General features: G+C 66.3%; 20 protein-coding genes. 9 read left to right on the plus strand and 11 right to left on the minus strand.

Going from position 1 to position 24,897, the window contains the following annotated elements; genetic code table 11:
• Window positions 1–186 precede the first annotated feature (186 nt).
• Window positions 187–909, plus strand: coding sequence for a Crp/Fnr family transcriptional regulator (locus NFX52_RS21135; RefSeq protein ID WP_176889117.1), 723 nt, complete (start codon window positions 187–189; stop codon window positions 907–909).
• Window positions 910–932: 23 nt separating this feature from the next.
• On the opposite strand, the gene NFX52_RS21140 is transcribed toward NFX52_RS21135, so the two are convergent.
• Window positions 933–2,636 (minus strand): methyl-accepting chemotaxis protein, encoded by a 1,704-nt coding sequence (locus NFX52_RS21140; protein ID WP_055400135.1) that lies wholly within the window; start codon window positions 2,634–2,636, stop codon window positions 933–935.
• Between the two features lie 396 nt (window positions 2,637–3,032).
• Between NFX52_RS21140 and NFX52_RS21145 the strand changes: the two genes are divergently transcribed.
• The 6 genes from NFX52_RS21145 to NFX52_RS21170 all read left to right on the plus strand — a co-directional run bounded on the left by NFX52_RS21145 (window position 3,033) and on the right by NFX52_RS21170 (window position 10,487).
• The gene (locus tag NFX52_RS21145; RefSeq protein WP_055400137.1) at window positions 3,033–3,929 is read left to right on the plus strand and encodes a DUF4394 domain-containing protein; all 897 of its coding nucleotides are present in this window, start codon (window positions 3,033–3,035) and stop codon (window positions 3,927–3,929) included.
• On the plus strand, window positions 3,926–4,582 hold the full coding sequence (locus NFX52_RS21150) for a methylamine utilization protein (RefSeq protein WP_202907198.1): 657 nt from the start codon (window positions 3,926–3,928) through the stop codon (window positions 4,580–4,582). The genes NFX52_RS21145 and NFX52_RS21150 overlap by 4 nt, the downstream gene beginning before the upstream one ends.
• On the plus strand, window positions 4,579–6,948 hold the full coding sequence (locus NFX52_RS21155; protein ID WP_082437532.1) for a putative bifunctional diguanylate cyclase/phosphodiesterase: 2,370 nt from the start codon (window positions 4,579–4,581) through the stop codon (window positions 6,946–6,948). Before NFX52_RS21150 ends, NFX52_RS21155 begins: the two co-directional genes overlap by 4 nt.
• A 319-nt stretch (window positions 6,949–7,267) precedes the next feature.
• A complete protein-coding gene (locus NFX52_RS21160; RefSeq protein ID WP_055400164.1) occupies window positions 7,268–8,095 on the plus strand; it encodes a pseudouridine synthase in 828 nt (275 codons plus the stop codon).
• Between the two features lie 55 nt (window positions 8,096–8,150).
• Complete coding sequence (locus NFX52_RS21165; RefSeq protein WP_055400139.1) at window positions 8,151–9,416, plus strand: esterase/lipase family protein; 1,266 nt, start codon at window positions 8,151–8,153, stop codon at window positions 9,414–9,416.
• A gap of 135 nt (window positions 9,417–9,551) precedes the next feature.
• Window positions 9,552–10,487: a hypothetical protein gene (locus NFX52_RS21170; protein WP_055400141.1), complete on the plus strand. Its 936-nt coding sequence runs from the start codon at window positions 9,552–9,554 to the stop codon at window positions 10,485–10,487.
• A 266-nt stretch (window positions 10,488–10,753) separates the two neighbouring features.
• On the opposite strand, the gene aqpZ is transcribed toward NFX52_RS21170, so the two are convergent.
• The gene (gene aqpZ, locus NFX52_RS21175) at window positions 10,754–11,449 is read right to left on the minus strand and encodes an aquaporin Z (protein ID WP_055400143.1); all 696 of its coding nucleotides are present in this window, start codon (window positions 11,447–11,449) and stop codon (window positions 10,754–10,756) included.
• 322 nt (window positions 11,450–11,771) lie between these two features.
• Here aqpZ and htpG point away from each other — a divergent pair, with 322 nt between their 5' ends.
• Complete coding sequence (gene htpG, locus NFX52_RS21180; RefSeq protein ID WP_055400145.1) at window positions 11,772–13,748, plus strand: molecular chaperone HtpG; 1,977 nt, start codon at window positions 11,772–11,774, stop codon at window positions 13,746–13,748.
• A 119-nt stretch (window positions 13,749–13,867) separates the two neighbouring features.
• Here the strand turns inward: htpG and NFX52_RS21185 are convergent, their stop codons facing one another.
• A complete protein-coding gene (locus NFX52_RS21185) occupies window positions 13,868–14,176 on the minus strand; it encodes a hypothetical protein (RefSeq protein ID WP_055400148.1) in 309 nt (102 codons plus the stop codon).
• A 470-nt stretch (window positions 14,177–14,646) separates the two neighbouring features.
• Here NFX52_RS21185 and NFX52_RS21190 point away from each other — a divergent pair, with 470 nt between their 5' ends.
• Window positions 14,647–17,931, plus strand: a complete 3,285-nt coding sequence (locus tag NFX52_RS21190) for an IPTL-CTERM sorting domain-containing protein (protein WP_252635803.1) — start codon at window positions 14,647–14,649, stop codon at window positions 17,929–17,931.
• Between the two features lie 143 nt (window positions 17,932–18,074).
• Here the strand turns inward: NFX52_RS21190 and NFX52_RS21195 are convergent, their stop codons facing one another.
• The 8 genes from NFX52_RS21195 to NFX52_RS21230 form a co-directional block, all read right to left on the minus strand.
• Window positions 18,075–18,788, minus strand: coding sequence for a response regulator transcription factor (locus NFX52_RS21195; protein WP_055400168.1), 714 nt, complete (start codon window positions 18,786–18,788; stop codon window positions 18,075–18,077).
• Between the two features lie 225 nt (window positions 18,789–19,013).
• Complete coding sequence (locus NFX52_RS21200) at window positions 19,014–20,072, minus strand: serine/threonine protein kinase (RefSeq protein WP_055400149.1); 1,059 nt, start codon at window positions 20,070–20,072, stop codon at window positions 19,014–19,016.
• 15 nt (window positions 20,073–20,087) lie between these two features.
• Window positions 20,088–21,182 (minus strand): DUF2855 family protein, encoded by a 1,095-nt coding sequence (locus tag NFX52_RS21205; protein ID WP_207402081.1) that lies wholly within the window; start codon window positions 21,180–21,182, stop codon window positions 20,088–20,090.
• A gap of 85 nt (window positions 21,183–21,267) precedes the next feature.
• Window positions 21,268–22,707 (minus strand): bifunctional serine/threonine-protein kinase/universal stress protein, encoded by a 1,440-nt coding sequence (locus NFX52_RS21210; protein WP_055400153.1) that lies wholly within the window; start codon window positions 22,705–22,707, stop codon window positions 21,268–21,270.
• Entirely contained in the window at window positions 22,704–23,462 is a 759-nt protein-coding gene (locus NFX52_RS21215) for a metallophosphoesterase family protein (RefSeq protein ID WP_055400155.1), read from the minus strand. Before NFX52_RS21215 ends, NFX52_RS21210 begins: the two co-directional genes overlap by 4 nt.
• Window positions 23,463–23,596: 134 nt before the next feature.
• Window positions 23,597–23,983 carry a DUF1304 domain-containing protein gene (locus tag NFX52_RS21220; protein ID WP_055400157.1) on the minus strand — a complete coding sequence of 129 codons (387 nt, stop codon included), beginning with the start codon at window positions 23,981–23,983 and terminating at the stop codon, window positions 23,597–23,599.
• 4 nt (window positions 23,984–23,987) lie between these two features.
• Window positions 23,988–24,404: an organic hydroperoxide resistance protein gene (locus tag NFX52_RS21225; RefSeq protein ID WP_010462826.1), complete on the minus strand. Its 417-nt coding sequence runs from the start codon at window positions 24,402–24,404 to the stop codon at window positions 23,988–23,990.
• A gap of 72 nt (window positions 24,405–24,476) precedes the next feature.
• Window positions 24,477–24,897 (minus strand): MarR family winged helix-turn-helix transcriptional regulator (locus NFX52_RS21230; protein ID WP_289781617.1); only part of this gene is annotated, 421 nt, incomplete at its 5' end.

The raw sequence follows: 24,897 nt of genomic DNA on the forward strand, positions 1-24,897 counted from the left end.
GCGGGCATGTGTGTCTCCTCAAAAGGCCCGGGCCTGCGCAGCGGCGGCCGGGGGAGGCGACATCATCCAATCACGATTGGCATTTTTTTGTCGGTCTGGCGACAATTGGGGTCGTGGTATTCCCGCACTTCCCCATCGCGGCAGACTGCCCTTTTTCATGAGAACCTTCGCGCCATGGACTCACGCATGAACCAGGATCTGTCTTTGCACCAGCGTCGTCGGCCACCCACGGCGGATGAGCTGGACGGCATTCCCTGGCTGCGACTGCTGCTGCCCGCCGAGCGCGAGCGCGCTGTGGCCTCGTTGCTGGTGGGGGATGCCAAGGCGGGCGACTATGTGTGCCGCGTGGGGCGCCCGGTGACCTACTGGTTTGGTGTGGTCGAGGGCCTGCTCAAGATGAGCACGGACAACGCCCAGGGCCAGACCATGACGTACGCGGGCCTGCCGCCGGGCGGCTGGTTTGGCGAGGGCACCACCATCAAGCGCGAGCCCTACCGCTACAACATCCAGGCGCTGCGCAAGAGTGTGGTGGCGGGGTTGCCGATTGACAGCTTTCACTGGCTGCTGGACCACTCCATCGGCTTCAACCGCTTTGTGATGAACCAGCTCAACGAGCGCCTGGGCCAGTTCATCGCCGCGCGCGAGATCGACCGCTTGAACAACCCCGATGTGCGTGTGGCCCGCAGCCTGGCGTCGCTGTTCAACCCGGTGCTGTACCCGGGCGTGGGCGAGGTGCTGCGCATTACGCAACAAGAGCTGGCTTACCTGGTGGGCCTGTCGCGCCAGCGCGTGAACGAGGCGCTGGCCGCGTTGGAAGCGCAGGGCGCCATCCGTGTGGAGTATGGCGGCCTGCGTGTGCTGGACCTTGCTGCGCTGCGCTCCAGCATCTTTCAGATCAAGGGCGGCTGACCGGGCCGGGGGCCCACCGTGGCTCAGCGGGGCAAGGACGGCAGCTTGCTGCGGGGCTGTAGGGATGCCTGCAGGCTGGAGCGCTGGGCGGGAGCCGGTACGGGGGATGCCGCCGGAGCCGCTGCCCCCCAGCTGTTGTCGTCACCGCCGTCGCGCGTGAGGCGGAAGGTGCCCACCATTTGTGTGAGACGCCCGGCCTGGTCCTTGAGGCTGTCGGCGGCGGCGGCGCCTTCTTCCACCAGCGCCGCGTTCTGCTGGGTCATTTCTTCCAGCGCACCCACCGAGTGGCTCACGTGGCCAATACGCTGGCTTTGCTCCTGTGTGGCGGCGGTGATCTCGCCCATGATGTCCGACACGCGGCGCACCGAAAGCACCAGTTCTTCAATGGTCTTGCCGGCGTGGTTTACCAGGGTGCTGCCTTCCTGCACCTGGTCGACGCTGGTACCGATCAGCGCCTTGATCTCGCGCGCGGCATTGGCCGAGCGGCCCGCCAGGTTGCGCACCTCGCCGGCCACCACGGCAAAGCCCCGGCCTTGTTCACCTGCACGGGCTGCTTCTACTGCCGCATTCAGCGCGAGGATGTTGGTCTGGAACGCAATGCCGTCGATCACGCTGATGATGTCGGCGATCTTGCGCGAGCTGGCGCTGATGGTGTCCATGGTGCGCACCACCTGCGACACCACCTCGCCGCCGCGCGTGGCGGCATCCGATGCGGTGGAGGCCAGCTGGTTGGCCTGACGGGCCGAGTCGGCGCTCTGCGACACCGTACCGGTCAGGTCCACCAGCGAGCTGGCCGCGCTTTGCAGGTTGTGCGAGGTTTGTTCGGTGCGCTGGCTCAGGTCCAGGTTGCCCGAGGCCACTTCCGAGCTGGCGACCAGGATGGAATCTGCCGTCTGGCCAATCTCACCCACCAGGGTGCGCAGGCGTTCCTGCATGGCGGCGATGGCTTCGAGCAGGCGGCCGGTTTCGTCGTGGATGCGCACTTCGACCTGCGAGGTGAGGTCGCCGCGCGCAATGCGTTCGGCCACCACCACGGCGCGGCCAATGGGGGCCGTGATGCTGGTGGTGATGCGCCAGGCAATCAGCGCGCCCAACCCAATGGCCAGCAGCACCAGCAGTCCGCCCACCACGCGGGCCTGGCTCTGCGTGTGCTCGGCCGATGCAGTGGCTTCGGCATTCAGCGTGTTTTGCAGGTCGATGAGTTCGCCCAGTTTGGTGCGCCAGGCGGTTTCGGCGGGGGCCACGCGGGTCATCAGCGCCAGGGTGGCGCTCACGGTATCGCCGTCGTCGGCGGCCTTGATGGCTGTGTCCAGTTCGGGGCGGGTCTTCTTGCCCAGGGCCTGCACCTCGCCCAGCAGTTTGATCTCGGTGGGGGTGGCGTTGGCGGGGGTCAGCAACTCCGCCAGCGCGGCTTCCTGGGTCGCATACAGCTTGAGCGTCTTGGCCACAGCATCAATCTGTTCGCGGGCCTGTTTGGGGTCGATGTCGTTGAGCATGGCCGCCGACCGGCTCTGAATGCCTATGGCGCTCACACTCTCCAGCATGCCATTGACCAGCTTGGCCTTGTTGGCGCCGATGCCCGTGATCTGGCGCATCTGCTCGTGCACCTTGCCCACCGAGAGCTGGCCCACGGCGGCCACCGCCACCAGCAGCACCAGCATGCAGCCAAAGCCCAGGCTCAGCCGGCTGGAAATCGACAGGGATTTGAGTGACGTTGCGGCCTGCATGGTGTTCCTTGGAGTCTCTGGGGACAATGAATCGTGTGGGGTGAACGAAGCAATAAGGGTGCCCGTGTTAGCCACCTGCTGAATGGCCTTGGTCTGCGTCCGGGTTCAAGGCAGTGTAGGCACAAATTACAAAATGTGTCATGACGCTTGCGGATAGTGGTATGCCCAATGTGCATGGGCTCGTTGTTACAAATTTGCGGACAATTTTTTGCCATTTGTGAAAACGTATGGCGGTATTGTTGCTTCGCAAGATTGCAGATAGAACTGGTGTTTACGCCTGTATTTAAAGCACCAAATGCTATACAAAATATAGCAATCCACTTTCCCTGGATTGCTCTGTGGCCACGCGGGAGTGGCCCATCAGGTATAAATCCGTTACAGATGCGAGGCCCCACGATGAAAGCTCTTTCCTTCCCCTTGGTGCGCCACATGGCTGCTGCAGCGCTGGTAGGCGCCGCGCTGGCGGGTTGTGCCACCGCACCCGCGCCAGAAACCAGCCAGCGCGAACTGGTCGTTGCGATCACGGCCTCGCACGAACTCATCACCTTCCACGCCGGCCAGCCAGACCGCATCCTGGAGCGGCGCCCCGTCACGGGTCTGCCCGCAGGTGAGCGGCTGGTGGGTATCGACTTTCGGGTGGCGCGTGGCGTGCTCTATGCGCTCTCTCAGGCGGGCCGCCTGTACACGCTCGACATTCCCACTGGCGCGCTGCGCCCCGTGGGGCCAGCACCAGCGGTCCTGGGCCTGCGTGGCACGGCCTTCGGCTTCGATTTCAACCCTGCGGCCGACCGGATCCGTGTGGTGTCGAACACGGGCCAGAACCTGCGCCTGCACCCCGACACCGGGGCTGCCGTGGATGGCGACCCAGCCGTCGAGGGTGTGCAACCCGACCCGGCCCTGCGCTATGCGTGGAGCGACACCCACGCCGGCCGCAATCCCGACATCGCAGGCGCCGCCTACACCTACAACGCCCAGGACAGCAAGATCACCACCAACTACGCCATCGACCGCACCCTCGGCGTGCTGGTGATGCAGGGCTCACGCGAAGGCACCACGCCTGTGGTGTCGCCCAACACCGGTCAGTTGCGCACCGTGGGGTCGCTGGGGCTGCCACGGCTCACCGACGTGGCGTTCGATATTTCGGACGTCGGCAATACCGCGCTGATTGCGGTGCGCACTTCGGTAGACAGCCACACGCGGCTGCACCTCGTGGACCTGCGCACAGGGGCCAGCCGGCCGCTGGGCACCGTGGGTGAAGGCGCCCCCCTGCTGGGCATGGCCATCGAACCATGACAACCAGCTGCCACGCCCAGCGCGCCAGGGCTTTGTCTGCGCTGACTGGCGTGGTTGTGGTGTTTGTGGCGTGTCTGGCAGGCCTGCCCACCGCTGCCCAGGCTGCTACGGTGCAGGTGGAGGTGCTGGATGCGGCGGGCAGGCCGCTGCCAGACGCCGTGGTGTTTCTCGAATCCGCCGATGCCCGCAAGGCGGTCAAGCCGCTGTCCGGTGCGGAGATGGCGCAGGAAAAGCGGCAGTTTGTGCCCGGCGTGCTCGTGGTGCCCGTAGGCACCGAGGTGCGGTTCCCCAACCATGATTCGGTGCGCCACCACGTCTATTCGTTCTCGCCGGCCAAGAAGTTCGAACTCAAGCTCTATACAGGCACGCCTTCCAACCCTGTGCTGTTCGACCGCCCTGGTGTGGCCGTGCTGGGCTGCAATATCCACGACCAGATGGTCGGCTGGATTGTGGTGGTGGACACCCCGTACTACGCCCGCACACCTGCCGCACCGGGCCGGGCGCAGATCGACAACGTGCCGCCCGGCACCTATACCTTGCGCACCTGGCACACGCGGTTGCCCGTGGGCGCGCCCGCGCAGGAGCAGGCGCTCACGGTGCCCGCCACGGGTGCTGCGGCGGCATCGGTGCGTTTGGCAGGGCTGCAGCCTTGAACCGGAAGAAGCTGTGCGAACTGGGGCGCAGCCTGATCTTGCGGCTGATTGGGCTCACGTTGCTGCTGCTGCTCATCGTGCAGGCTGCAGGTTTTGCCGTGGTGCGCGCCACCATCGAGCGCAATGCCCGTGCGCAGATTGCCCAGGCTCTGGACCTGGATGAAAACGTCTGGCGCCGTCTGTTGGAGCAGAACGCAGACAAGCTGCGCCAGGGTTCGGCCTTGCTGGCCGCCGACTATGGTTTTCGCTCGGCCGTGAATTCGGGCGACGAGGAGACCATCCAGTCGGTGCTCGAAAACCACGGCAACCGCATTGGCGCGGCGGTCACCGCGCTGCTGGGCACCGACCTGGAACTGCGCGCGGTCAGCCTGGCGGGCAACATGGAGGCGTTTCCAGCCACCTTGCGCGCGCTGGTGCCGCCGCTGGCCGCACAGCCGCAGGGCAGCCAGATCGCAGTGATGGGCGGCGTGCCCTACCAGTTCGTGATGGTGCCGCTGCGCGCACCGGTGGTCATTGGGTGGGTACTGATGGGGTTCCCGGTCAACCAGCCGCTGGCCGATGAGATGCGGCAGCTGCTGGCGGTGCACGTGGCGCTGGTCGTGAAGGGCGAGGACGGCAGGGCCAAAGTGCCTGTCAGCACGCTGCCGCCAGGCTCGCTGGCGCTGCTGCAGCGCGAGGGTGTTCCCTCTGGCGAGCTGCAGACGCCCGAGGGCATCCTGCTGGCGAGGGCCATTCGCCTGGACAGCGTGGGGGGCGAGGTGCAGGCGCTGCTGCTGCGGTCGGTGGAGGAAGTGCTCGCCCCCTACCGGCAGCTGCAGGTGCTGCTGGCCATCATCACCGTGGCGGGGGTGATGCTGTTTGCGGTGGGCACGGGGCTGGTCGCACAACGCCTGACCACGCCGCTGCGCTCGCTGCTGGCCGCCACGCAGCGGCTGTCGCGCGGTGAATACGATGTGCCGCTGGAACACACCGACCGCAGCGACGAGATTGGCAACCTCGCACGTTCGTTCGATCACATGCGCAGGGACATTGCTGCGCAGCAAACCGAGGTTCGCCGCCTGGCCTACTGGGATCGGCTCACCGGCCTGCCCAACCGGGAGCGCTTTCGCGAGGCGGTGGTGTTGGCCATTGCGCGCAGCACCGGCGGCGCGGTGCCCCCGAACCCGCTGGCCGTGCTCACGCTCGACCTGGACCGCTTCAAACACGTGAACGACGTGCTCGGCTATTCCTTTGGTGACCGCCTCCTGCAGGCGGTGGCCGAGCGGCTGCGCCAGCAGGTGCCATCGCCCGACAACATGGTCGCCCGCCTGGGCGGCAACGAATTCGCCGTGCTGCTGCGGGGCGCCGATGCGGCCACCGCCCATGCCACGGCGTTGCGCATCACCCAGTCGTTCGAAGAGCCGCTGGCCTTCGAGGACCAGACGGTGGACCTGAGCGCTGGCATTGGCATTGCCTGCTGGCCTGGCGATGCCGACGATGCTGACACGCTGCTGAGCCGCTCCGAGATCGCCATGTATGCCGCAAAGCGCAGGCTCAGCGGGGCACAGCAGTACGACGCATCATTTGATTCGGCCAGCGCGCAGACCCTGTCGCTGCTGAGCGAGCTGCGCCACGCGGTGGAGCACCACGAGCTGCGCCTGTACCTGCAGCCCAAGGTGCCGCTGCACGGGCAGCCCGGCCGGGCTGCCGAGGCCCTGGTGCGCTGGCAGCACCCGCAGCGCGGCCTGGTGCCGCCCATGCAGTTCATTCCGTTTGCCGAACAGACGGGGTTCGTGCGGCAGCTCACGCTGTGGATGTTCGAAGAGGTGGCGCGCCTGCTGGCCGACCCGCGCACCCAGGGCCTGGCGCTGCGGGTGTCGGTCAACCTGTCCACACGCGATCTGCTCGACCCGGAACTCAGCACCCGCCTTGCCGACATTCTGGTGCGCCATGGCGTGCCTGCCAGTGCCTTCTGCCTGGAGATCACCGAAAGCGCCATCATGGACGACCCCCAGCGCGCCGAGGCCATGCTCAACCGGCTGTCGGAGCAGGGCTTCAAGCTGTCGATTGACGACTTCGGCACCGGCTATTCCTCGCTGGCTTACCTCAAGCGCCTGCCGGTCCATGAGCTCAAGATCGACAAGTCGTTTGTGATGGGCATGGAGACGGGCGAGGACGACGCGATGATCGTGCGCTCGACCATCGACCTGGCGCACAACCTGGGGCTCACCGTGGTGGCCGAGGGGGTGGAAACCGCCGCCATTCTGGAGCGCTTGCGCACCTTGGCGTGCGATGAGGCGCAGGGCTATCACATTGCACGACCACTGCCGGTCGATGATTTCCTGGCCTGGCAAGAGGGGCAGGCGCATCAGGTGCGCCAGGGGTAAGTTTCTTTAGTTCTTGGTCTGCCAGGCCCCGCAGGCGAAAATACGCGCAATGTCTTCTCCTTCCAGTTCCCGCCCGCCTGCTGGCCCCGCTGCTGCCCCTGCGCCTGCTGCAAGCGCCAGCGCACCAGCGGCACCCGCAACCCGTCCTGTTCTCCGCCGTCCCGCCGTGGCCGCCAAAGCCGCTCCCGTCCGGCCTGCGCCGCCGCCGCGCGCTGCCAGGGCGCCCGCGCCCCCCAACTACCGCACGGCGTCGGGCTCGTTTGTTGCGCCCATCAGGCAAGCGCCCGAACGAGCGTCCGCGACGATCACCGTGAACGGCATGGTCAGCTCCCGCCTGAACAAGCGCATGGCCGAGCTGGGCCTGTGCTCGCGGCGCGAGGCGGACGACTGGATCGCCCAGGGCTGGGTGAAGGTCAATGGCCAGGTGGCCGCAATGGGCGTGCAGGTGTTGCCTACCGACCGCATCGACGTAGACAAGGTTGCCCAGGGTTTCCAGGAGCAGCGCGTCACCATCCTGCTGAACAAGCCCATCGGATATGTGAGCGGCCAGGCCGAGGATGGCCACACGCCCGCCGTGGCATTGATCAACCCCCGCACGCACTGGCGTGACGACCCCAGCCGCAACCGATTTTCTCCGCCGCAGCTGCGTGGCCTGGCGCCTTGCGGGCGGCTCGATATCGACTCGGTGGGCCTCTTGGTGCTGACCCAGGATGGTCGCGTGGCCCGGCAGATCATTGGTGAGGATTCCGAGATGGAAAAGGAGTACCTGGTGCGCGTGGTCTACCAGGCACCGGGCCAGGCGGTGCCACGCCACCCCAGTGAGCGCTCGGCGCCGCTGCAGGAAATCGACGAGCGTGATCCCGTCAGCACCAACGTGCAGGCGGTGTTTCCCCCCGCGTTGCTGGCCCGGCTGCGCCACGGCTTGAGCCTGGACGGCGAGCCGCTCAAGCCCGCCAAGGTCGATTGGCAGAACCCCGAGCAACTGCGCTTTGTGCTCACCGAAGGCAAGAAGCGCCAGATCCGCCGCATGTGCGAGCTAGTGGGCCTCAAGGTGGTGGGGCTCAAGCGCATTCGCATCGGCCGCGTCACCCTGGGCAATCTGCCGGTGGGGCAGTGGCGCTACCTGTCTCCCAGCGAGCGGTTCTGAGTACCACCAGGCTCCCCGCGTCACCGCACCGCATCCCTTGAACGGAGCCTTCTCCATGTCTACACCACCGCGACCGCGCGCTGATGCTGCCAACGCCGCCAAACCCCATCCGCTGCGCCAGTTGCGTGCGTCAGACTTGCGGGGAGTGGCGCGGTTGGCCACACAGGCCACCACGGGCATCAGCCGCGTGGCCGAGGGGGTGCACCAGTCGGTGCTGGGCACGCTTGGCCTGCCTGGAGGGGCGCAGCCGGGCCAGGCGCGCGGCCTGACCGGGCTGGTCTACCAGAGCATTCGGGGCGTGACACGCCTGGTGGATGCGGGCCTGCAGGCAGGCCTGGCGCGGCTGGAGCCGTTTTTTGAACCCGATGCGCCGCCCACCGCAGTGCAGTGGGAGCGCGAGGCCGTGCTCGCCGCCCTCAACGGCGTGATGGGCGACCGCCTGCAGCGCGACGACAACCCACTGTGCACCCGCATGGGGTTCTACCGGGATGGGCTGCCTTTGGACCTGCCCGCCCTGGCCGCCAGCGGCGGGGCCACGGGCAAGCTCTTGGTGTTGGTCCATGGCCTGTGCATGAACGATCTGCAGTGGCTGCACCAGGGCCATGACCATGGCGCCCACCTCGCGCAGGCGCTGGGCTATACGCCGGTTTACCTGCGCTACAACACGGGCCTGCACACGTCCGCCAACGGTGCCGAGCTGGCCGCCCAGCTGGAATCCCTGGTGGCGGCCTGGCCCGTGCCCGTGAAGGAGGTAGCGGTGCTGGCCCACAGCATGGGCGGCCTGGTGGCCCGCAGTGCCTGCCACCAAGCGGCGGCTGCGGGGCAGGGCTGGCTGGCGCTGCTGCGCCACCTCGTATTTTTGGGAACGCCCCACCATGGCGCACCGCTGGAGCGCGCAGGGCACTGGGTGGACACCCTGCTGGGCAGCACGCCGTATTCCCGGCCTTTTGCAAAGCTGGCGCAGCTGCGCAGCGCGGGCATTACCGACCTGCGCCATGGCCATGTGCTGGAGGCCGACTGGCAGGGACGTGACCGCTTCGTGCGGCACCCTGACCGGCGCACCCCAGTGCCCCTGCCCGAAGGGGTGGCCTGCCATGCCGTGGCCGCCACGCTGGCGGCGCGGCGCAGTCCGGCGGCCGAGCGGCTGGTGGGGGACGGGTTGGTGCCATTGCACAGTGCCCTGGGCATCCATGATGATGCGAAACGAACCCTGGGTTTTGCCAAGAGTCGGCAAGCCGTGTTCCACCGGATGGGCCACCTGGCGTTGCTGGGAGATGCGGGTGTGGCCCAGCAGCTGGAGCAATGGCTGCAGCCTGCGTGAAGACAAGCAAAAAACAGGCAACACGGCAGAACCGGAAAAGCGGTTCGGATGGCCTGTTTTTCCCCGCCAGCGGTCTTGCCGGGTGTGAGGCCACCGCTACCATGTGGCCACGAGATATGTAACAAGGAGAAGCTAGTGAGTGACGTGAAATACCGCCTGGTAACCCGCAGCGACTTTGACGGCTTGGTGTGCGCCGTGCTGCTCAATGAGCTCAACCTCATCGACGAGATCACCTTCGTCCACCCCAAGGACATGCAGGACGGCAAGATTGCCATCACCAGCCGTGACATCACCACCAACCTGCCCTATGTGCCCGGGGCCCATTTGGTGTTCGACCACCACGAGTCCGAAACTGTGCGCAATTCGGGGCGGCGCTCCGAAAACCACATCATCGAAGCCCATGCCCCCTCGGCAGCCCGTGTGGTCTACAACCACTACGGCGGCAAGGCGGCCTTTCCGCGCATCACCGACGAGATGATGGCGGCGGTGGACCAGGCCGACTCGGCCCAGTATTCGCGCGAAGACATCCTCGACCCCCAGGGCTGGGTGCTGCTGAACTACATGATGGATTCGCGCACGGGTCTCGGGCGCTTTCGCGAATTCCGCATCAGCAACTACGCACTGATGATGGATCTCATCCAGTACTGCCGCGACCACACCATTGAAGAGATCCTGGCCCTGCCCGATGTGCAGGAGCGCGTGCAGCTTTACCGCGAACACGCCCCCAAGGCCCAGGAGCAGTTGCAGCGCTGCGCCATCCGCATCGGCAAGCTGGTCGTGCTCGATCTGCGCGAGGAGGACACCATCTGGGCCACCAACCGTTTCATGATCTACGCGCTGTTCCCTGACTGCAACATCTCCATTCACGTGATGTGGGGGTTGCAAAAACAGAACACGGTGCTGGCCACCGGCAAGTCCATCCTAGACCGCAGCAGCCAGGTTCACATCGGCAACCTCATGCTGGAGTTTGGGGGCGGTGGGCATGCGGCAGCGGGCACCTGCCAGGTGGCCAATGACAAGGCCGACCAGATCCTGCAGTCGCTGGTGCAGCGCATCACGCTGGAAGGCTGACGGGGCAGGCCGCCACAAGGCCCGCATGGTTTGCATTCAACCGGAATGCCAGGCTGGAAGCTGCCGACAGTGCTGTAGCGCGGCAAGGCACGTCGCACCAGTGATCCCTTGCGCTTCGCGCCACCCACGGCGCACGAAGCTGGCGCGGCCCAGGCCAGTGCTCCCGCGCAAGGGCCGCCCCGCCGCGCTGGGAGCGTCCCCCTCCCGGCTCGCGCAGCGAGGCGAGAGAGGGGGAAGGCGCGAAGCGACTCAGGGGGTGTTTCACTTCAGTCGTCGCTCAGCAGCGCGCGGTAGATGGCGGCGCCCAGCAGTGCGCCTGCAATGGGCGCGGCCCAGAAGACCCACAGTTCCGACAGCGCATAGGCTGGGCCAAACAGCGCCGGACCGGTGCTGCGGGCCGGGTTGACCGAGGTGTTGGTCACCGGGATGGAGATCAGGTGGATGAGCGTGAGGCACATGCCGATGGCCAGCCCGCCAAAGCCGCTCGCCGCACGTTTGGCCGTGGCGCCCAGGATCACGATGAGGAAGATGGCTGTCAGCACGACCTCCGTCACCACGGCGGCCATCAGCCCATAGCCGCCTGGGGAGTGTTCGCCATAGCCGTTGGTGGCAAAGCCCCCGATGTCTGCGCCCGGCTTGCCCGTGGCAATGAGGTACAGCACGGCCGCTGCAGCAATGGCGCCCAGCACCTGGGCCACCACGTAGCCCGGCAGCTCGGACGCCTTGAACCGGCCCCCCAGCGCCAACCCTACCGACACGGCAGGGTTGAAATGCCCGCCCGAGATCGGCCCCAGCGCATAGGCCCCGGTCAGCACCGTGAGGCCAAAGGCCAGGGACACGCCGACAAAACCGATACCCAGCTGCGGGAAGGCGGCAGCCAGCACGGCGCTACCGCAACCGCCAAATGTCAGCCAGAACGTGCCGAGGAACTCGGCGGACCATTTTTTCAGGGATGTGGGCATGGCAAGAGGGCTCCGGAGGAAAGGGGGCAGAGGATGGGAAGGCGGCATCGCACCGAGCGCCTTCGGTGGCGTGCATCTTATGGGGTCTAAATGACAGAAAATGCTGTCAAATGCCTGCAAATTGTCAACAATCTTCAGCGCCGAAATGGCTGTGCGGGATGGCTTCGGTGCGGGCCGCGGGTGGTGAGGGGCGTGCGCCGCACAGTGCAACCCTTGAAATCACCGAGTCCGCCCCGAGGTGAACACGCGCGAATGCCTTTCCTGGCCTCCTGGGCGTGAAACGCGTTCTTTTTGCACCTTACACAGCAACCTCCAAGACACCATGAGCACAAAACAAACCCTGTCTTTCCAGGCCGAAGTAGCGCAACTGCTGCACCTGGTCACCCATTCGCTGTATTCCAACCAGGAGATCTTCCTGCGCGAGCTGATCTCCAACGCGTCGGACGCCTGTGACAAGCTGCGTTTTGAAGGCCTGAACAACTCCGCGCTGTTTGAAGACGCCCCCAACCTCGAAGTGCGGGTGACCTTCGACAAGGCCGCCAAGACGCTGACCATCACCGACAACGGCATCGGCATGAGCCAGCAAGAAGCCATCGACCACCTGGGCACCATCGCCAAAAGCGGCACCAAGGACTTCATGGGCCGTCTCTCAGGCGACCAGAAGCAAGATGCCCAGCTCATCGGCCAGTTCGGCGTGGGCTTTTACTCCGGCTTCATCGTGGCCGACAAGATCACCGTGGAATCGCGCCGCGCGGGACTGACGGCCGAAGAAGGGGTGCGCTGGATCAGTGGCGGCACGGGCGACTTCGAGGTGGAAACCATCACCCGCGCCCAGCGCGGCACCAGCATCATCCTGCACCTGCGCGACGACGCCGAGGAATACCTCAACGCCTGGAAGCTCAAGCAGGTCATCGCCAAGTATTCCGACCACATCAGCCTGCCCATCCTGATGGAAAAGGAAGAGTGGAAAGACGGCGAGCTGATCAACCCCAATGACGAAAACGGCGGCCGCCAGCCCGGCGGCATGGTCAAGACCGGCGAGTGGGAAACCATCAACAAGGCCAGCGCCCTGTGGACGCGCCCCAAGAAGGACATCACCGAAGAGCAGTACGCCGAGTTCTACAAAACCATCAGCCACGACCACGAGGCTCCGCTGACCTGGGCGCACAACCGAGTGGAAGGCAACACCGAGTACACGCAGCTGCTGTACATCCCCGCCAAGGCGCCGTTTGACCTGTGGAACCGCGACAAGAAGGCCGGCGTGAAGCTGTACGTGAAGCGTGTGTTCATCATGGACGACGCCGAGGCGCTGATGCCCACCTACCTGCGTTTTGTGAAGGGCGTGATCGACTCCGCCGACCTGCCGCTGAACGTGAGCCGCGAGCTGCTGCAGGAAAGCCGCGACGTGCGTGCCATCCGCGAAGGCTCGACCAAGCGCGTGCTCTCGATGCTGGAAGATCTGGCCAAACACGACAAGCACGACACCGCCGCCAATGCCGACGGCGTGACCGATGTGGTGGATGCCGACGACAAGGCCAAGGAAGGCAAGTACACGCAGTTCTACAGCGAGTTTGGCGCCGTGCTCAAGGAAGGCCTGGGCGAGGACTTTGGCAACCGCGAGCGCCTGGCCAAGCTGCTGCGCTTTGCCAGCACCACCAGCGACGCCGTGACGGTGGGCTTTGCCGACTACAAGGCCCGCATGAAGGAAGGCCAGGAGGCGATCTACTACATCACCGCCGACACCCTGGCCGCTGCCAAGAACAGCCCACAGCTCGAAGTCTTCAAGAAGAAGGGCATCGAAGTGCTGCTGATGACCGACCGCGTGGACGAGTGGGCGCTGAACTACCTGCACGAGTTTGACGGCACCCCGCTGCAAAGCGTGGCCAAGGGCGCGGTCGACCTGGGCACGCTGCAGGACGAAGCCGAGAAGAAGGCGGCCGAGGAAGCTGCCGAAGCCTTCAAGCCTGTGCTGGCCAAGCTGAAAGAAGCGCTCAAGGACAAGGCCGAAGACGTGCGCGTGACCACCCGCCTCGTCGATTCACCCGCCTGCCTGGTGGTGCAGGACGATGGCATGAGCACCCAGCTGGCGCGCATGCTCAAGCAGGCTGGCCAGCAGGCGCCCGAGACCAAACCTGTGCTGGAGGTGAATGCCGAGCACGCGCTGGTCAAGAAGCTCGATGGCAGTGTGCACTTCCACGACCTGGCGCACATCCTGTTTGACCAGGCCCTGCTGGCCGAGGGCGGCTTGCCTGAGGACCCCGCCGCGTATGTGAAGCGCGTGAACGCCTTGCTGGTATAAAAACTAAGGCCAAATCGGCATCTGGCGCTCGTCCATAAAGCGCTAAGTGCTATAAAAATAATAGTAAAAACCGGTGGTGCCTGGCACCACCGTTTTTTTTATGGACATTCCAAAGCCGCTCAATCTTCGGGCTGGGCCTGCTCCAGGATGCGGCTGTGTGCCTGGTTGCGTTCCTGCGAGGGGGTGTCGATCAGCTCCTTGAGCGCGCCCTCTGGCAAACGCAGTCCCTTGCGCCGGTCGTTCTTGACCGGCAGGTTGCGCCAGCCCGACAGCACCAGCCAGTCCCACAGCTCCCTGGGCAGCGGATGGGTGACGGCCATCTTGACCTGCCCCCGCAGGATCACGGTGCCCACGGCGGGCAAAGGCCCCACGGGGGCGGGCTTGCGCTTCTGGCGAATGGAGAGGAGCGTGCGAAACATGTCCTTCATGGGTGGGCCAACTCGCGGTAGATCGAAGATGGCGCAGCATAGCCCAGGGGCCCCCAGCCGGTCCACCACCCGTGCTGCCAACCGGGGTGGCGTGCACCCGTGGTGCAAACAATACGCAATACCGTTCGCAACCGTTAACGATTGTTGCCGCGCGGATTGCGCCCCCGTCCGTCGATAAATTCCAACCCAGCCTTGGTCCGTGGCGGCCACGGTACATCCACGCACTCCCTGCATTTTTTGCCAGCCCCTCGGGGCCTGGTGAGGTTGCGGCGTGGCCGGAAGTCGGAGCCATTCACCTCAGGAGTATTTTGATGCTTTATCGATTGACGCGATCTTGGGAGGGCGCATGCGCCTTCTGGCGCGCGCGCACATCCAGTGGGCCCGCGCAGCCTGCTACAAGCCCTGCGCACAGCGCGGTACGCCGCTTCCGCTGGCTCTTGCTGGCGGGTGGCCTGTTTGCGGGTGCAGCCATGGCACAGTCTGCCGACCTGGTGGTCAACCATGCGGATTCGCCGGACCCTGGGCCCGCAGGCGGCATCTTCACGTACACGCTGCGCATCGACAACAACGGCCCCAACGGCGCCACCGGCGTCACGCTGACGGACACACTCCCCGTGGGCTCCACGTTCGTGGATGTGGCCACCACCGCAGGCACCTGCAGTCAGGCGGCTGGTGTCGTCGATTGCACGTTGGGCAATATCCCGTTCAACAGCAACCAGACCGTGACCATCCGGGTGCGGCTGCCTTCCGCCGGGGTCTGGACCAACACCGCCACGGCTGGCAGCGCCACGACCGATCCCAACACCAGCAACAACGTTAATAGCATCCAGGACACCACCGCCACGCAGGCGGCCGACCTTGCGCTGGTGGCGACACCTTCTGCCGCCAACGTGGTGGCCGGCCAGGCCTACAGCTACGCGCTGCAGGCTGCCAACAACGGCCCGAATGCCGCCGATGGCAGCCAGCGCATCATCTTCACGGTGCCGGCTGGCGCGTCGATCCGGTCCACGCCCACGGGCACGGGCTGGTCTTGCACGGCGTCAGGCGCCTATCCGCTCAACAGCGGTACGGTCACCTGCACCCGCGCCAGCTCGCTGGCCAATGGCGCGTCCACTGGGGTGCTGACGGTACCAGCCGTGTCCAACACCAACGGCACGGTGACGGCAGCCTTCGCGGTGAGCGGCTTGAAGCCTGACAACTCCACCATGCCCGACGGCAACACAGCCAACAACACCGCCACGGTGGACGTGAGTTCCACCGCCGGCGCGGACGTGTCCATCACCAAGACCCGCAACATCGCCAACGTGGCGGTGGGCTCCAACGTGGTCTACACGCTCACCCCGCGCCTGAACGGCGGCGTGTCCCTGGCGGGCGAACTGATCACGGTAACCGACACCCTGGATCCGGGGCTCACGCTGGTTTCGGCGGTCGGTACGGGTTGGACCTGCAACACTGCAATTGTTTGTACCCGTGCGGGCTACGCGGGTGCCAATTTCACCAATATGCCCACGATCACCATCACGGCGACCGCCACGGCTCCCGGCACGCTGACCAACACGGCGGGCATCAGCACGCCCGTGACTGACCCCGACCTCGGCAACAACTCTGCCAGCATCAACGTCGCCGCCAGCAATGACGCCGACATGCAGATGACAAAAACCGCCAATATCAATCCGGTGGTTCCCAACGTGCCCTTCAACTACACGCTGACTGCGCGCAATACTGGTCCACTGGCGGTGCCTAGCGGCCAGGCTATCACGGTGGGCGACGTCGTGCCCTCGGGAGTGACCCTTCAGTCGGCCAGCGGTACCGGATGGGCTTGCGACGCGTTGCCCTTTGCGGGTAACGGCGTGACGACCTGGGGCTGCACGCGCAGCGACGGTTTGAACCCCAACACCAATGCAACCCCTCTGGTCGTCACGGCCATCCTGACCGGTGCCGGTGCCGCCGTCAATAACGCCTGCGTGTCGCTGGGCGGTGGAGGCCGTGTGGACAGTAACGCAGGCAACAACTGCGCTGGCGCCTCCGTGACTGCCACGGCGACTGGCACCGATCTGCGCGTGGTGTCCAAGACCGCCGTACCCAACCCTGTGGTGGCGGGCCAGAACCTTACCTATGTCATCACGGTCGATAACGCGGGCCCGAACTCCGCCGACAACGTGACGGTCACCGACACCCTGGGCAGCCTGCTGAGCACGGGCGGCTTCCAGTCCGCAGCGGCTTTGCAAGGCAGCTGCACCACTTCTCCCAATGCCAGCGCTGCCGGTGTGGACCTGACCTGTAACCTGGGCACGCTGAACGCGGGTGCGCAGGCCACGGTGACGGTGGTCGTGCGCCCCACCATCGCGACCACGGGCAACCGCATCAACACGGCCAGCGTGCGCTCGCCGGATATCGGCGACACCAACCCGACCAATAACAGCGGCAGCGTGACCAGCCAAGTCACGGCCATGGTGGACCTGGTGGCCTCCAAGACCGCCACGCCCCTGAGCGTGCCCGCTGGCGCACCGATCACCTTCGTGGCCACGGTGCGCAACAACGGCCCCTCGACCGCCCAGAACGTGCAAGTGGTGGATAACCTGCCCGCCAACGCTGCCTTCATCAGCGCCAGCGCCTCCGGCGGCGGCAGCTGTACGACGCCTGCCGTGGGTGCCCCGGGTGGCACGCTGACCTGCACCTGGGGCAGCATCGTTAGCGGCTCGCAGAACACCGTGACCTATCTGTTGCGGCCGCTCGGCACGGCGGCAGGCGGCACGGTGGTCAACACCGTGAACGTGTCCACGTCCACGGCGGAGTCCGATCTGACCAACAACTCGGCCACCACCACCACCGCGGTCACTGCCGCGCAGCTGGACATCCTGGTGAACAAGGTGGACAGCGCTGACCCGGTAGACCTGGGCCAATCGACGACGTACACCATCACTGTGAACAACAGCGGCCCGTCGTTCGGCACCAATGTGGTGATGACCGACATCTTCCCCGCACCGGGCTCCTCGCCCACGGCCACCTTCAGCTACCAGGGCGCGCTCACGGTGAATGCAGGCGGCGCGTGTACCGAACCCACGATGGGGGCGACCAGCGGCACGCTGACCTGTAGCTTTCCGGGGCTGAGCAGCGGCCAGAGCGCCACCATCACCTACGTCATGCGCGCGGAGACCCTCACCGTGGCAGGCGCGACGAGTGGCACGGCCTTCAACCAGGCCAGCGTGGTGGTGGAAGAGACCGAGACCACGATGGCCAATAACGTGGTGACCCACGACACCACCGCACGCCGTTTTACCGTGGCGACCGATCTGGCGCTGAGCAAGACTGCAGCCGCAGGGCCCCTGGCCCCGGGTGCCGCGATTGACTACACGCTGGTGGTCACCAACAACGGCCCGTTGGCCAGCGATGGCGCCCAGGTGGTGGATGTGTTGCCACCGGGAGTCACCTTCGTGTCCGGCACGGGCTGCGTCAATGCTGCCGGTACCGTGCGCTGCGCAGTGGGCGCACTGGCGGTGGGGGCGTCGCGGACCTTCACGATCAGCACCACGCTGGCGTCGCCCTACAGCGGGGCGCGCCCCCTGGTCAATACGGCCACGCTGGACGCACCGGGCGACACGAACCCCGGCAACAACACCGCCAGCGCGCCAACGGCGGTGTCGAACCTGCCTGCCAGCAGCATTCCCACGCTGTCGGAATGGGGCATGATTTTGCTGGCTGCATTGCTGGGCCTGATGGCCTGGCAGCACCCTGCCATGGGCCGCCGCCGGTAGCCCGACCGCCACCGCCGTCGCGATCCCTTCGCGGCGGCGGGCTGTACGCCAAAAGGCCAGCACGCTGCAAAGCGTGCTGGCCTTATTTTGTTGTTCAGGGAAGGAGCAGGTGGCGGCTTGTGCGCCGTCCTGCGCGCGGCGTTTCAGCCGCGTGGGTCCGCCAGGGCCACCGTGTCTACCGTGTCCAGCCGGTACCCCATGCCATAGATGGCCGTGATCGCATAGCCGTGGGCCTGCTGCGTCAACTGCAGCTTGGTGCGCAGGCGTGAAACGTGGGTGTCGAGCGAGCGTGAAGGTGCTTCGCTGCGCTCGCCCCACACCGCTTCGCGCAGGTGCGCGCGCGACAACAGGCGGCCCGCGTTGCGGAACATGAAAAGGGCGAGTTCGTATTCCAGGTTCTTCAGCGCCAGTGTCTCGCCGTGCAGGGACAACAGCCGCTTCTCCGGATCGAACCGGTAGGGGCCGAAGACCAGCTGCTGGCCCATGGCCTGCGGGTACGCCCGCCGCAGCAAGGCCGCAACGCGGGCGACCAGCTCCCCCACACGCAGGGGTTTGACCATGTAGTCGTCCGCGCCCCGGTTGAGCGCTTCGATCACGTCACGTTCTTCATTGCGGCGTGTGACCAGCAGGATGGGCAGTTGCTGGCCGACCATCTCGCGCAGGCGCTGGATGACCTCGATGCCGTCCATGTCCGGCAGGTGCCAGCCAGAGATCAGCAGGTCAAAGGTTTCGTGCCGTGTGTCCTTGAGCAGGCTCGCACCGCTGGTATAGAAATGGCAGATATGGTGGTGGCGCTCAAGGGCGCTCCGGATCATGTCGGGCAAGAGGGGGTCGTCGTGCAGGACGGCAATGCGCATGGTGTCGGTCTTCGGGCGCAAGCGCCCTTCGCAAGTCAGAAAACGCCTTTCCAGGAAGGCGTCTCTGGATGTTGCGCGACATCGCGCCCCTGTGCACACGGGTTGACAATCGTTTGCAATGCCCGGGCGCCTCTGGCGCCTCTCCGGGGCGCCTCTGGCGCCTCTCCGGGGCGCCGCAGCGGCTTGCACCACACCGCAGCGCAGGCGGCTCAGTGCGCGTTCATCTCACGCCACCAGGGGCTCTTCCTGCATGGCCTCAATCTGCTCGATCAGCATGTCCACCTGCCCGCGCCAGTAGTCGCTGGTGCCAAACCACGGGAAGTTGACGGGAAAGATTGGGTCCTGCCAGCGGCGCGCGAGCCATGCGCTGTAGTGGATCAGGCGCAGCGTGCGCAGCGGCTCGATGAGCGCCAGTTCGCGGCGGTCGAAGCTGCGGAACTGCTCGTAGCCGTCGATCAGTGCGCCGAGCTGGTGGGTGCGCTGACGACGGTCCCCCGACAGCAGCATCCACAGGTCCTGCACGGCCGGGCCCATGCGGGCGTCGTCCAGGTCCACAAAGTGCGGGCCGCCCCGGCCCCACTCGTCCAGCGGAGTCCAGAGGATGTTGCCGGGGTGGCAGTCGCCATGCAGGCGGATTGCTGTCGCATTTTTTAAGCCAAATGAGGCTCCAGCGCTTGATGGATAAGCGCTAGCAGCTATCAATTCAAGAGCTTTGTCGCATTGGGCCTTCCAGGTGGCCTGCATGTCGAGCGGAATGATCTCGTTCGTGAGCAGCCAGTCGCGCGATGCCGTGCCAAAGGTCTCCAGGTCCAGCAGCGGCCGGTGCACAAACGGTTGGGCCGCACCCACGGTGTGGATGCGCGCCAGAAAGCGGCCGATCCATTCCAGCACCTCGAAGTCGTCCAGCTCGGGCTGGCGCCCGCCGCGCCAGGGGCTGACGGAAAACGCAAAGCCATCGTGCTGGTGCAGGGTGGTGCCGTTCAGCACCAGCGGGCCCACGGCGGGCACTTCGGCCGCCATCAGCTCGGCGGCAAAGGCGTGTTCTTCGAGGATCTGGGCCTCGCTCCAGCGGCCAGGGCGGTAGAACTTGGCCACCACGCGCTCGCCGTCTTCCAGCGTGGCCTGGTACACCCGGTTTTCGTACGACGACAGGGCCATGAGGCGGCCGTCGCCATACAGGCCCACGCTGGCCAGAGCGTCCAGCACCTGGTCGGGGGTGAGGCGGGCGTAGGGGTGTTGGTCGTTCGAGGCGTTGGCAGCGGTATCGGGGGGCAATGGGGTCATGCCCCATTGTCGCCGTCAGCCCGGCAGCATGGTGGCGATATGCCCGGCGCGCGGGTCGCCGCTGCCCGCCAGCACGCTCGCAAACAGCGCCTGCGTGGCCTGGGGCCCCGCGTGGTGTTGCACCACCAGCCAGGGCTGCGGCCCCGACGAAACGGCGGTGCTGAACTGGTTCCAGGCCGCCACCAGGCGGTCGTTCAGGCCCTGGGCGCCCCAGTCGGCGTGGCGCTTCTTGACCTGGGCGGGGGCGAAGAACATCACCGGGCGCGGGCCGGGCAACTGGCCGGCGCCGCCCAGGTCCTGCACGTGGCTGGCGCCCACCGAGCAGCTGTAGGCCAGGCCCGTGAAGTGGGCGTGGATGCGCTGGCGCAGGCCCACGCTGCCCGCAAAGTCGATGTAGACGCTGGGCGTCGCGCCGTCGATCTGGTCCAGTGCGTCGTAGGTGACCACGCGGCTGTAGCAGCCCAGGCTTTCGCAAAAGGCCACATTGCCGGACGAGGTGAGGCCGATGACCTCAATGCCCTCCCGCTGTGCAAGCTGGAAGGCGGTGCCGTAGGCCGTTTTGCTCGACGCGCTGGACAGCAGCATGCGCTGGGCGCCAAAGAACTGCTGGTCCGCCAGAAAGTCGTCGATGAGCCACGAGGTGATGAACAGCGGCCGCAGCAGTGCCTGCACGTCCTCGTTGTCGGCGCGGTACAGCCCGTCGGTGCGGGTGCGCAGGTAGTGGTTGTAGACCGCGTGCAGGCCTGCCCTGTGCGGGGCGCCGTCGCTGAAGCCCGTGGGGTTGACACGCTGGGGCGAGAGCACGGCCTGGTCGGACATGGGCCAGTAGCCATAGAGGCGCTCGCCCGCCGCTACGTCGGGGTGCAAGGACTCGGTCACCGTGCCAAAGCCCCACACGGGCACGATGCCCCAGCCCGCTTCGCCGGTGGGGAAGAACTGCCAGTAGTTCAGCATGTCGCCCAGCGCGGCGTAGGTGATGTTGTTGGCCGTGAGGGCGAAGGACTCGACCCGCACGCGGACCTGGCCGCCTTCCAGCGGGGTGTCGTCGGCGGTCAACAGGCGGGTGCTGGCCAGGTTGTCCTGGCGCACGAGGAGGGTGGAGGTGCTCATGCCGCCACGCTAAACGAAAGCCCGGCGCGGCTCAAGCGGGCCGCGCCACCTCGGCGACAGCGGGGCCCACTCTTTGAACAGGCGCTTAGCCCGGGAACGTCTGGCCCAGTTGCTCGAACGGCAGCGCCTGTTTGACCAGGATGACGGTGCAGGGCGCATCACGCGCCACGCGGATGGGCACGGTGTCGATGAAGCGCTGCATCTGCAGCCCGTGCGTGGCGGCGCCCAGGATCATCATGCTCACGTGGTTGCTGGCCGCATAGCGCACCAGCGCCTGGGCCACGTCGCCCGCTTCGAGCACGTGGTAGCTCACGGCATGCCCGGTCAGGTCCAGACCCTGGGCCCACTGGCGCAGGCGTGCCATGTGCTGGCGGTGCAGCGTGGTTTCACTGCGCTCGCTGTCGCTGGTGCTGCTGGCGCCGGGCGAGATCACCGTCACGCAGGCCAGCCGCGCGCCGGGGCGGATGCCCAGCGAGCGGGCCACGGCCTGGCGCAGCGAGTACAGCGTGGCATCGCTCACATCGGCATGGGGCACGGCGACCATGAGGATGGGCGTGTCCTCGATCTGCTGCGAGGGCAGGGGGCTGGGCGTGTAGTGCATGCCCGCAGCACGCAGCCAGCGGCGCACATGCGTGCGCAGTGGAGTGCGCTCGGTGCGTTCGCCGCGTTCGGTAACCAGCACCTGTTCGGGGTTCGACAGGTCGAAGGCCAGGTGCGCGGCCGACGGGTAGCGGTTGGAAGCCTCAGGCTCCAGGCAGCGCAGGATGACTTCCTGCAGCCAGGGCGGGATGTCGGCGCGGTGCTTGCGCGGTGGCGCGGGTGTCATCCACAGGCGCTGGCGCATGCCGCCGCTGGTGGTCGGGGCGCCAAAGGGCAGCTCGCCCGTGGCCAGCTCGTACAGCATCACGCCGATGGCAAAGATGTCGCTGCGCGGGTCGCCGCGCACGCCCACCACCTGCTCGGGCGCAATCCAGGCGGGCGAGCCTACGGCCTGGCGCATTTCCTCGGCCAGCAGGTCGGGGTAGTGCGCGTGGCACGAGAGGCCAAAGTCCAGCAGCACGGCCGTGCCATCTTCTTTGATGAGCACGTTGGCCGGTTTGAGGTCGAGGTGGCACACGTTCTGCTGGTGCAGGCTGTGCGCCGCGCGCGCGGTGGCCGCGCCCAGGCGTGCGATGGTTGCTGTGTCGCAGCGGCCAGGCCCTTCGTCCAGCCAGTGCTGCAGCGTCTGGCCGGGGATGTATTCCATGACCAGGTAGGGCAGACGCACCAGGTCGCCCGCCGCCACAAAACGCGGCACATGCTGGCCGCTGAGCACGGGCAGGATCTGCAGCTCGACCTCGAAGCTCACGATGTTCTCGGCCCCGTCGCCCGCCGTCATGCGCGGGATCTTCATCGCCATGGGAAAGCCGGGGCTGCGGTCGGCCTGCGCGTATTCCACGGCGTAGATGTGGGCCATGCCACCCGCGTGGATGCAGTCCACCACGCGAAAGCCGTCGATCTCGGTGCCGGGTTCGAGCAGTTTCATTGACCATGCTCCAGCCTGTCGGCATAAAACGCGGGCAGTCCTGCCGCGCGGATGGCGGCGGCGGCGGCCAGGTGGTCATACGGCACGCGGTAGAAGGTGATCTGCCTGGCGGTGTCGTCGAACAGTGCGTACATGGCGCGCGCATCGCCGTCGCGCGGCTGGCCCACCGAGCCCACGATGCCCAGCCACTGGCGGTGCGGTGGCACGGGCACCGGCACGCCGGGCTCGGGTGCAAAACGCATCAGCTTGGCGGTGGGTGTGAGGAAGTACAGCACCTGCTCATGCACATGGCCGCAGAACACGTAGCGGATAGCGGGGTCGATGCCTTGCGCGGCGGTCATGCTGCGCTCGGCGGCGTTGGAGTCCTCCACGTAGCGCCATTGCTCCGGCATGTCGGCGCTGGCATGCACGAGCAGCGCGCTGCTGCCCAGACGTGCGGTGAGCGGCAGCGACTGCAAAAAAGCGATGTGGGTATTGCCGAGCTGGTCGTGCGTCCACTGCGCGCCCAGCTCGCTGCGGTTGCGGGGGTTGGCAGGCGGCGCCAGGGCCATGGCGTCGTGGTTGCCCAGCACGCACAGGGCGCCTTGCTGGGCGAGGTCGCGCACCTGCTCCACCACGGCCACGGGCTCGCCGCCGTAGCCCACCAGGTCGCCCAGCAGTGCAAACTGCTCGGCGCCCTGGGCGCGGGCGTGTTGCAGGCAGGCGTCCAGGGCCTGGCGGTTGGCGTGGATGTCGGACAGCAGGGCGATTTTCATGGTGTTGTCTCCAACCCCATCATCGCGCGCATGGCTGAATGGCAGCTTGCAGGCGGCAGTACCTGCGTGGATTCAAAGCAAAAATAGCTGCCAGCGCTTGATTGACAAGCGCTGGCAGCTATGGTTTTAGTAGCTCAGAGGCTGCGCCGTGCGGCAGGTGCTTTGTCCAGCGCCAGCACCAAGCCCAGCGCGATGATCGCGGGCAGCGCCTGGCTGAAGAAGATCTTGGGCGCTGCGGTGGCGGCGCCAAACACCCCGGCCACGATCACGCAGGCCAGGAAGAAGATCTTGAACACCCGGTTGCCGGTGAACAGCCCCCAGAACAGGCCTGCCGCCAGAAAACCGTTGTACAGCCCCTGGTTGGCCGCCAGCGTGGTGGTGGCGTCGGCCAGCTCCTGGGTCAGGTTGAAGGTCTTCATGCCCAGGGGCTTGTTCCAGAAGAACATTTCGAGCACGAGGATGTACACATGCTCGATGGCCACCAGGGCCACCGCGATGCGGGGGATCAGCAGGCGGCCCATGGTCTTAGACGATCGTGATGGTCACGTCGATGTTGCCGCGCGTGGCGTTGGAGTAGGGGCAGACCTGGTGGGCTGCGTCCACCAGCTTCTGGGCGGTTTCCTTGTCCAGGCCGGGCAGGCTGATGGCCAGGCGGGCGGCGATGCCGTAGGCGTTCGGGATGGGGCCCAGGTCCACTTCGGCGTCGATGGACACGTCCTGGGGCACGGGGATGCCGATCTTGCCGCCCACCGCCTTCATGGCGCCGATGAAGCAGGCTGCATAGCCGGAGGCAAACAGCTGTTCGGGGTTGGTGCCGGTGCCGGCCGTGCCGGGCGAGGACAGCTTGACTTCCAGGCGGCCGTCATCGGTCTTGGCGGCGCCATCGCGGCCACCGGTCACGTGCGACTTGGCGGTGTACAGGACTTTTTCGAGCTTGGTCATGGTGTCTTCCTTGCGGTTGTTGCCCACTGGCGGGCGGTGGAGGGAATCGGTTCTTGCGTTGTCTGCAGGCCGTCAGCGTCGCTCGCTGAGCCGGTCTCGCAGCTGCTTGAGTTCGGTGGTCAGGGCCGTCAGCTCGGCAATCGAGCACTGGCTGCTTTGCAGCACACAGGGCGGGATGGCCTCGGCCTGGTCGCGCAGCGCGCGGCCTTGCGACGTGAGGGTGATGCGCACACGGCGCTCGTCCTGCACATCGCGCAGCCGGGCAATGTGGCCCTGCGCCTCCAGGCGCTTGAGCAGCGGCGTGAGCGTGCCGGAGTCGAGAAACAGGCGCTCGCCCAGCTCGGACACCGTCACGCCATCCTGCTCCCACAGCACCAGCATCACGAGGTACTGCGGGTAGGTCAGGCCGATGTGGTCGAGCAGGGGCTTGTAGAGCTTCGTCATCGCCAGCGAGGCGGAATACAGCGCAAAGCAGACCTGGTTGTCCAGCCGC

This window comes from Acidovorax facilis (genome assembly GCF_023913775.1).
GTDB lineage: Bacteria > Pseudomonadota > Gammaproteobacteria > Burkholderiales > Burkholderiaceae_C > Acidovorax > Acidovorax facilis.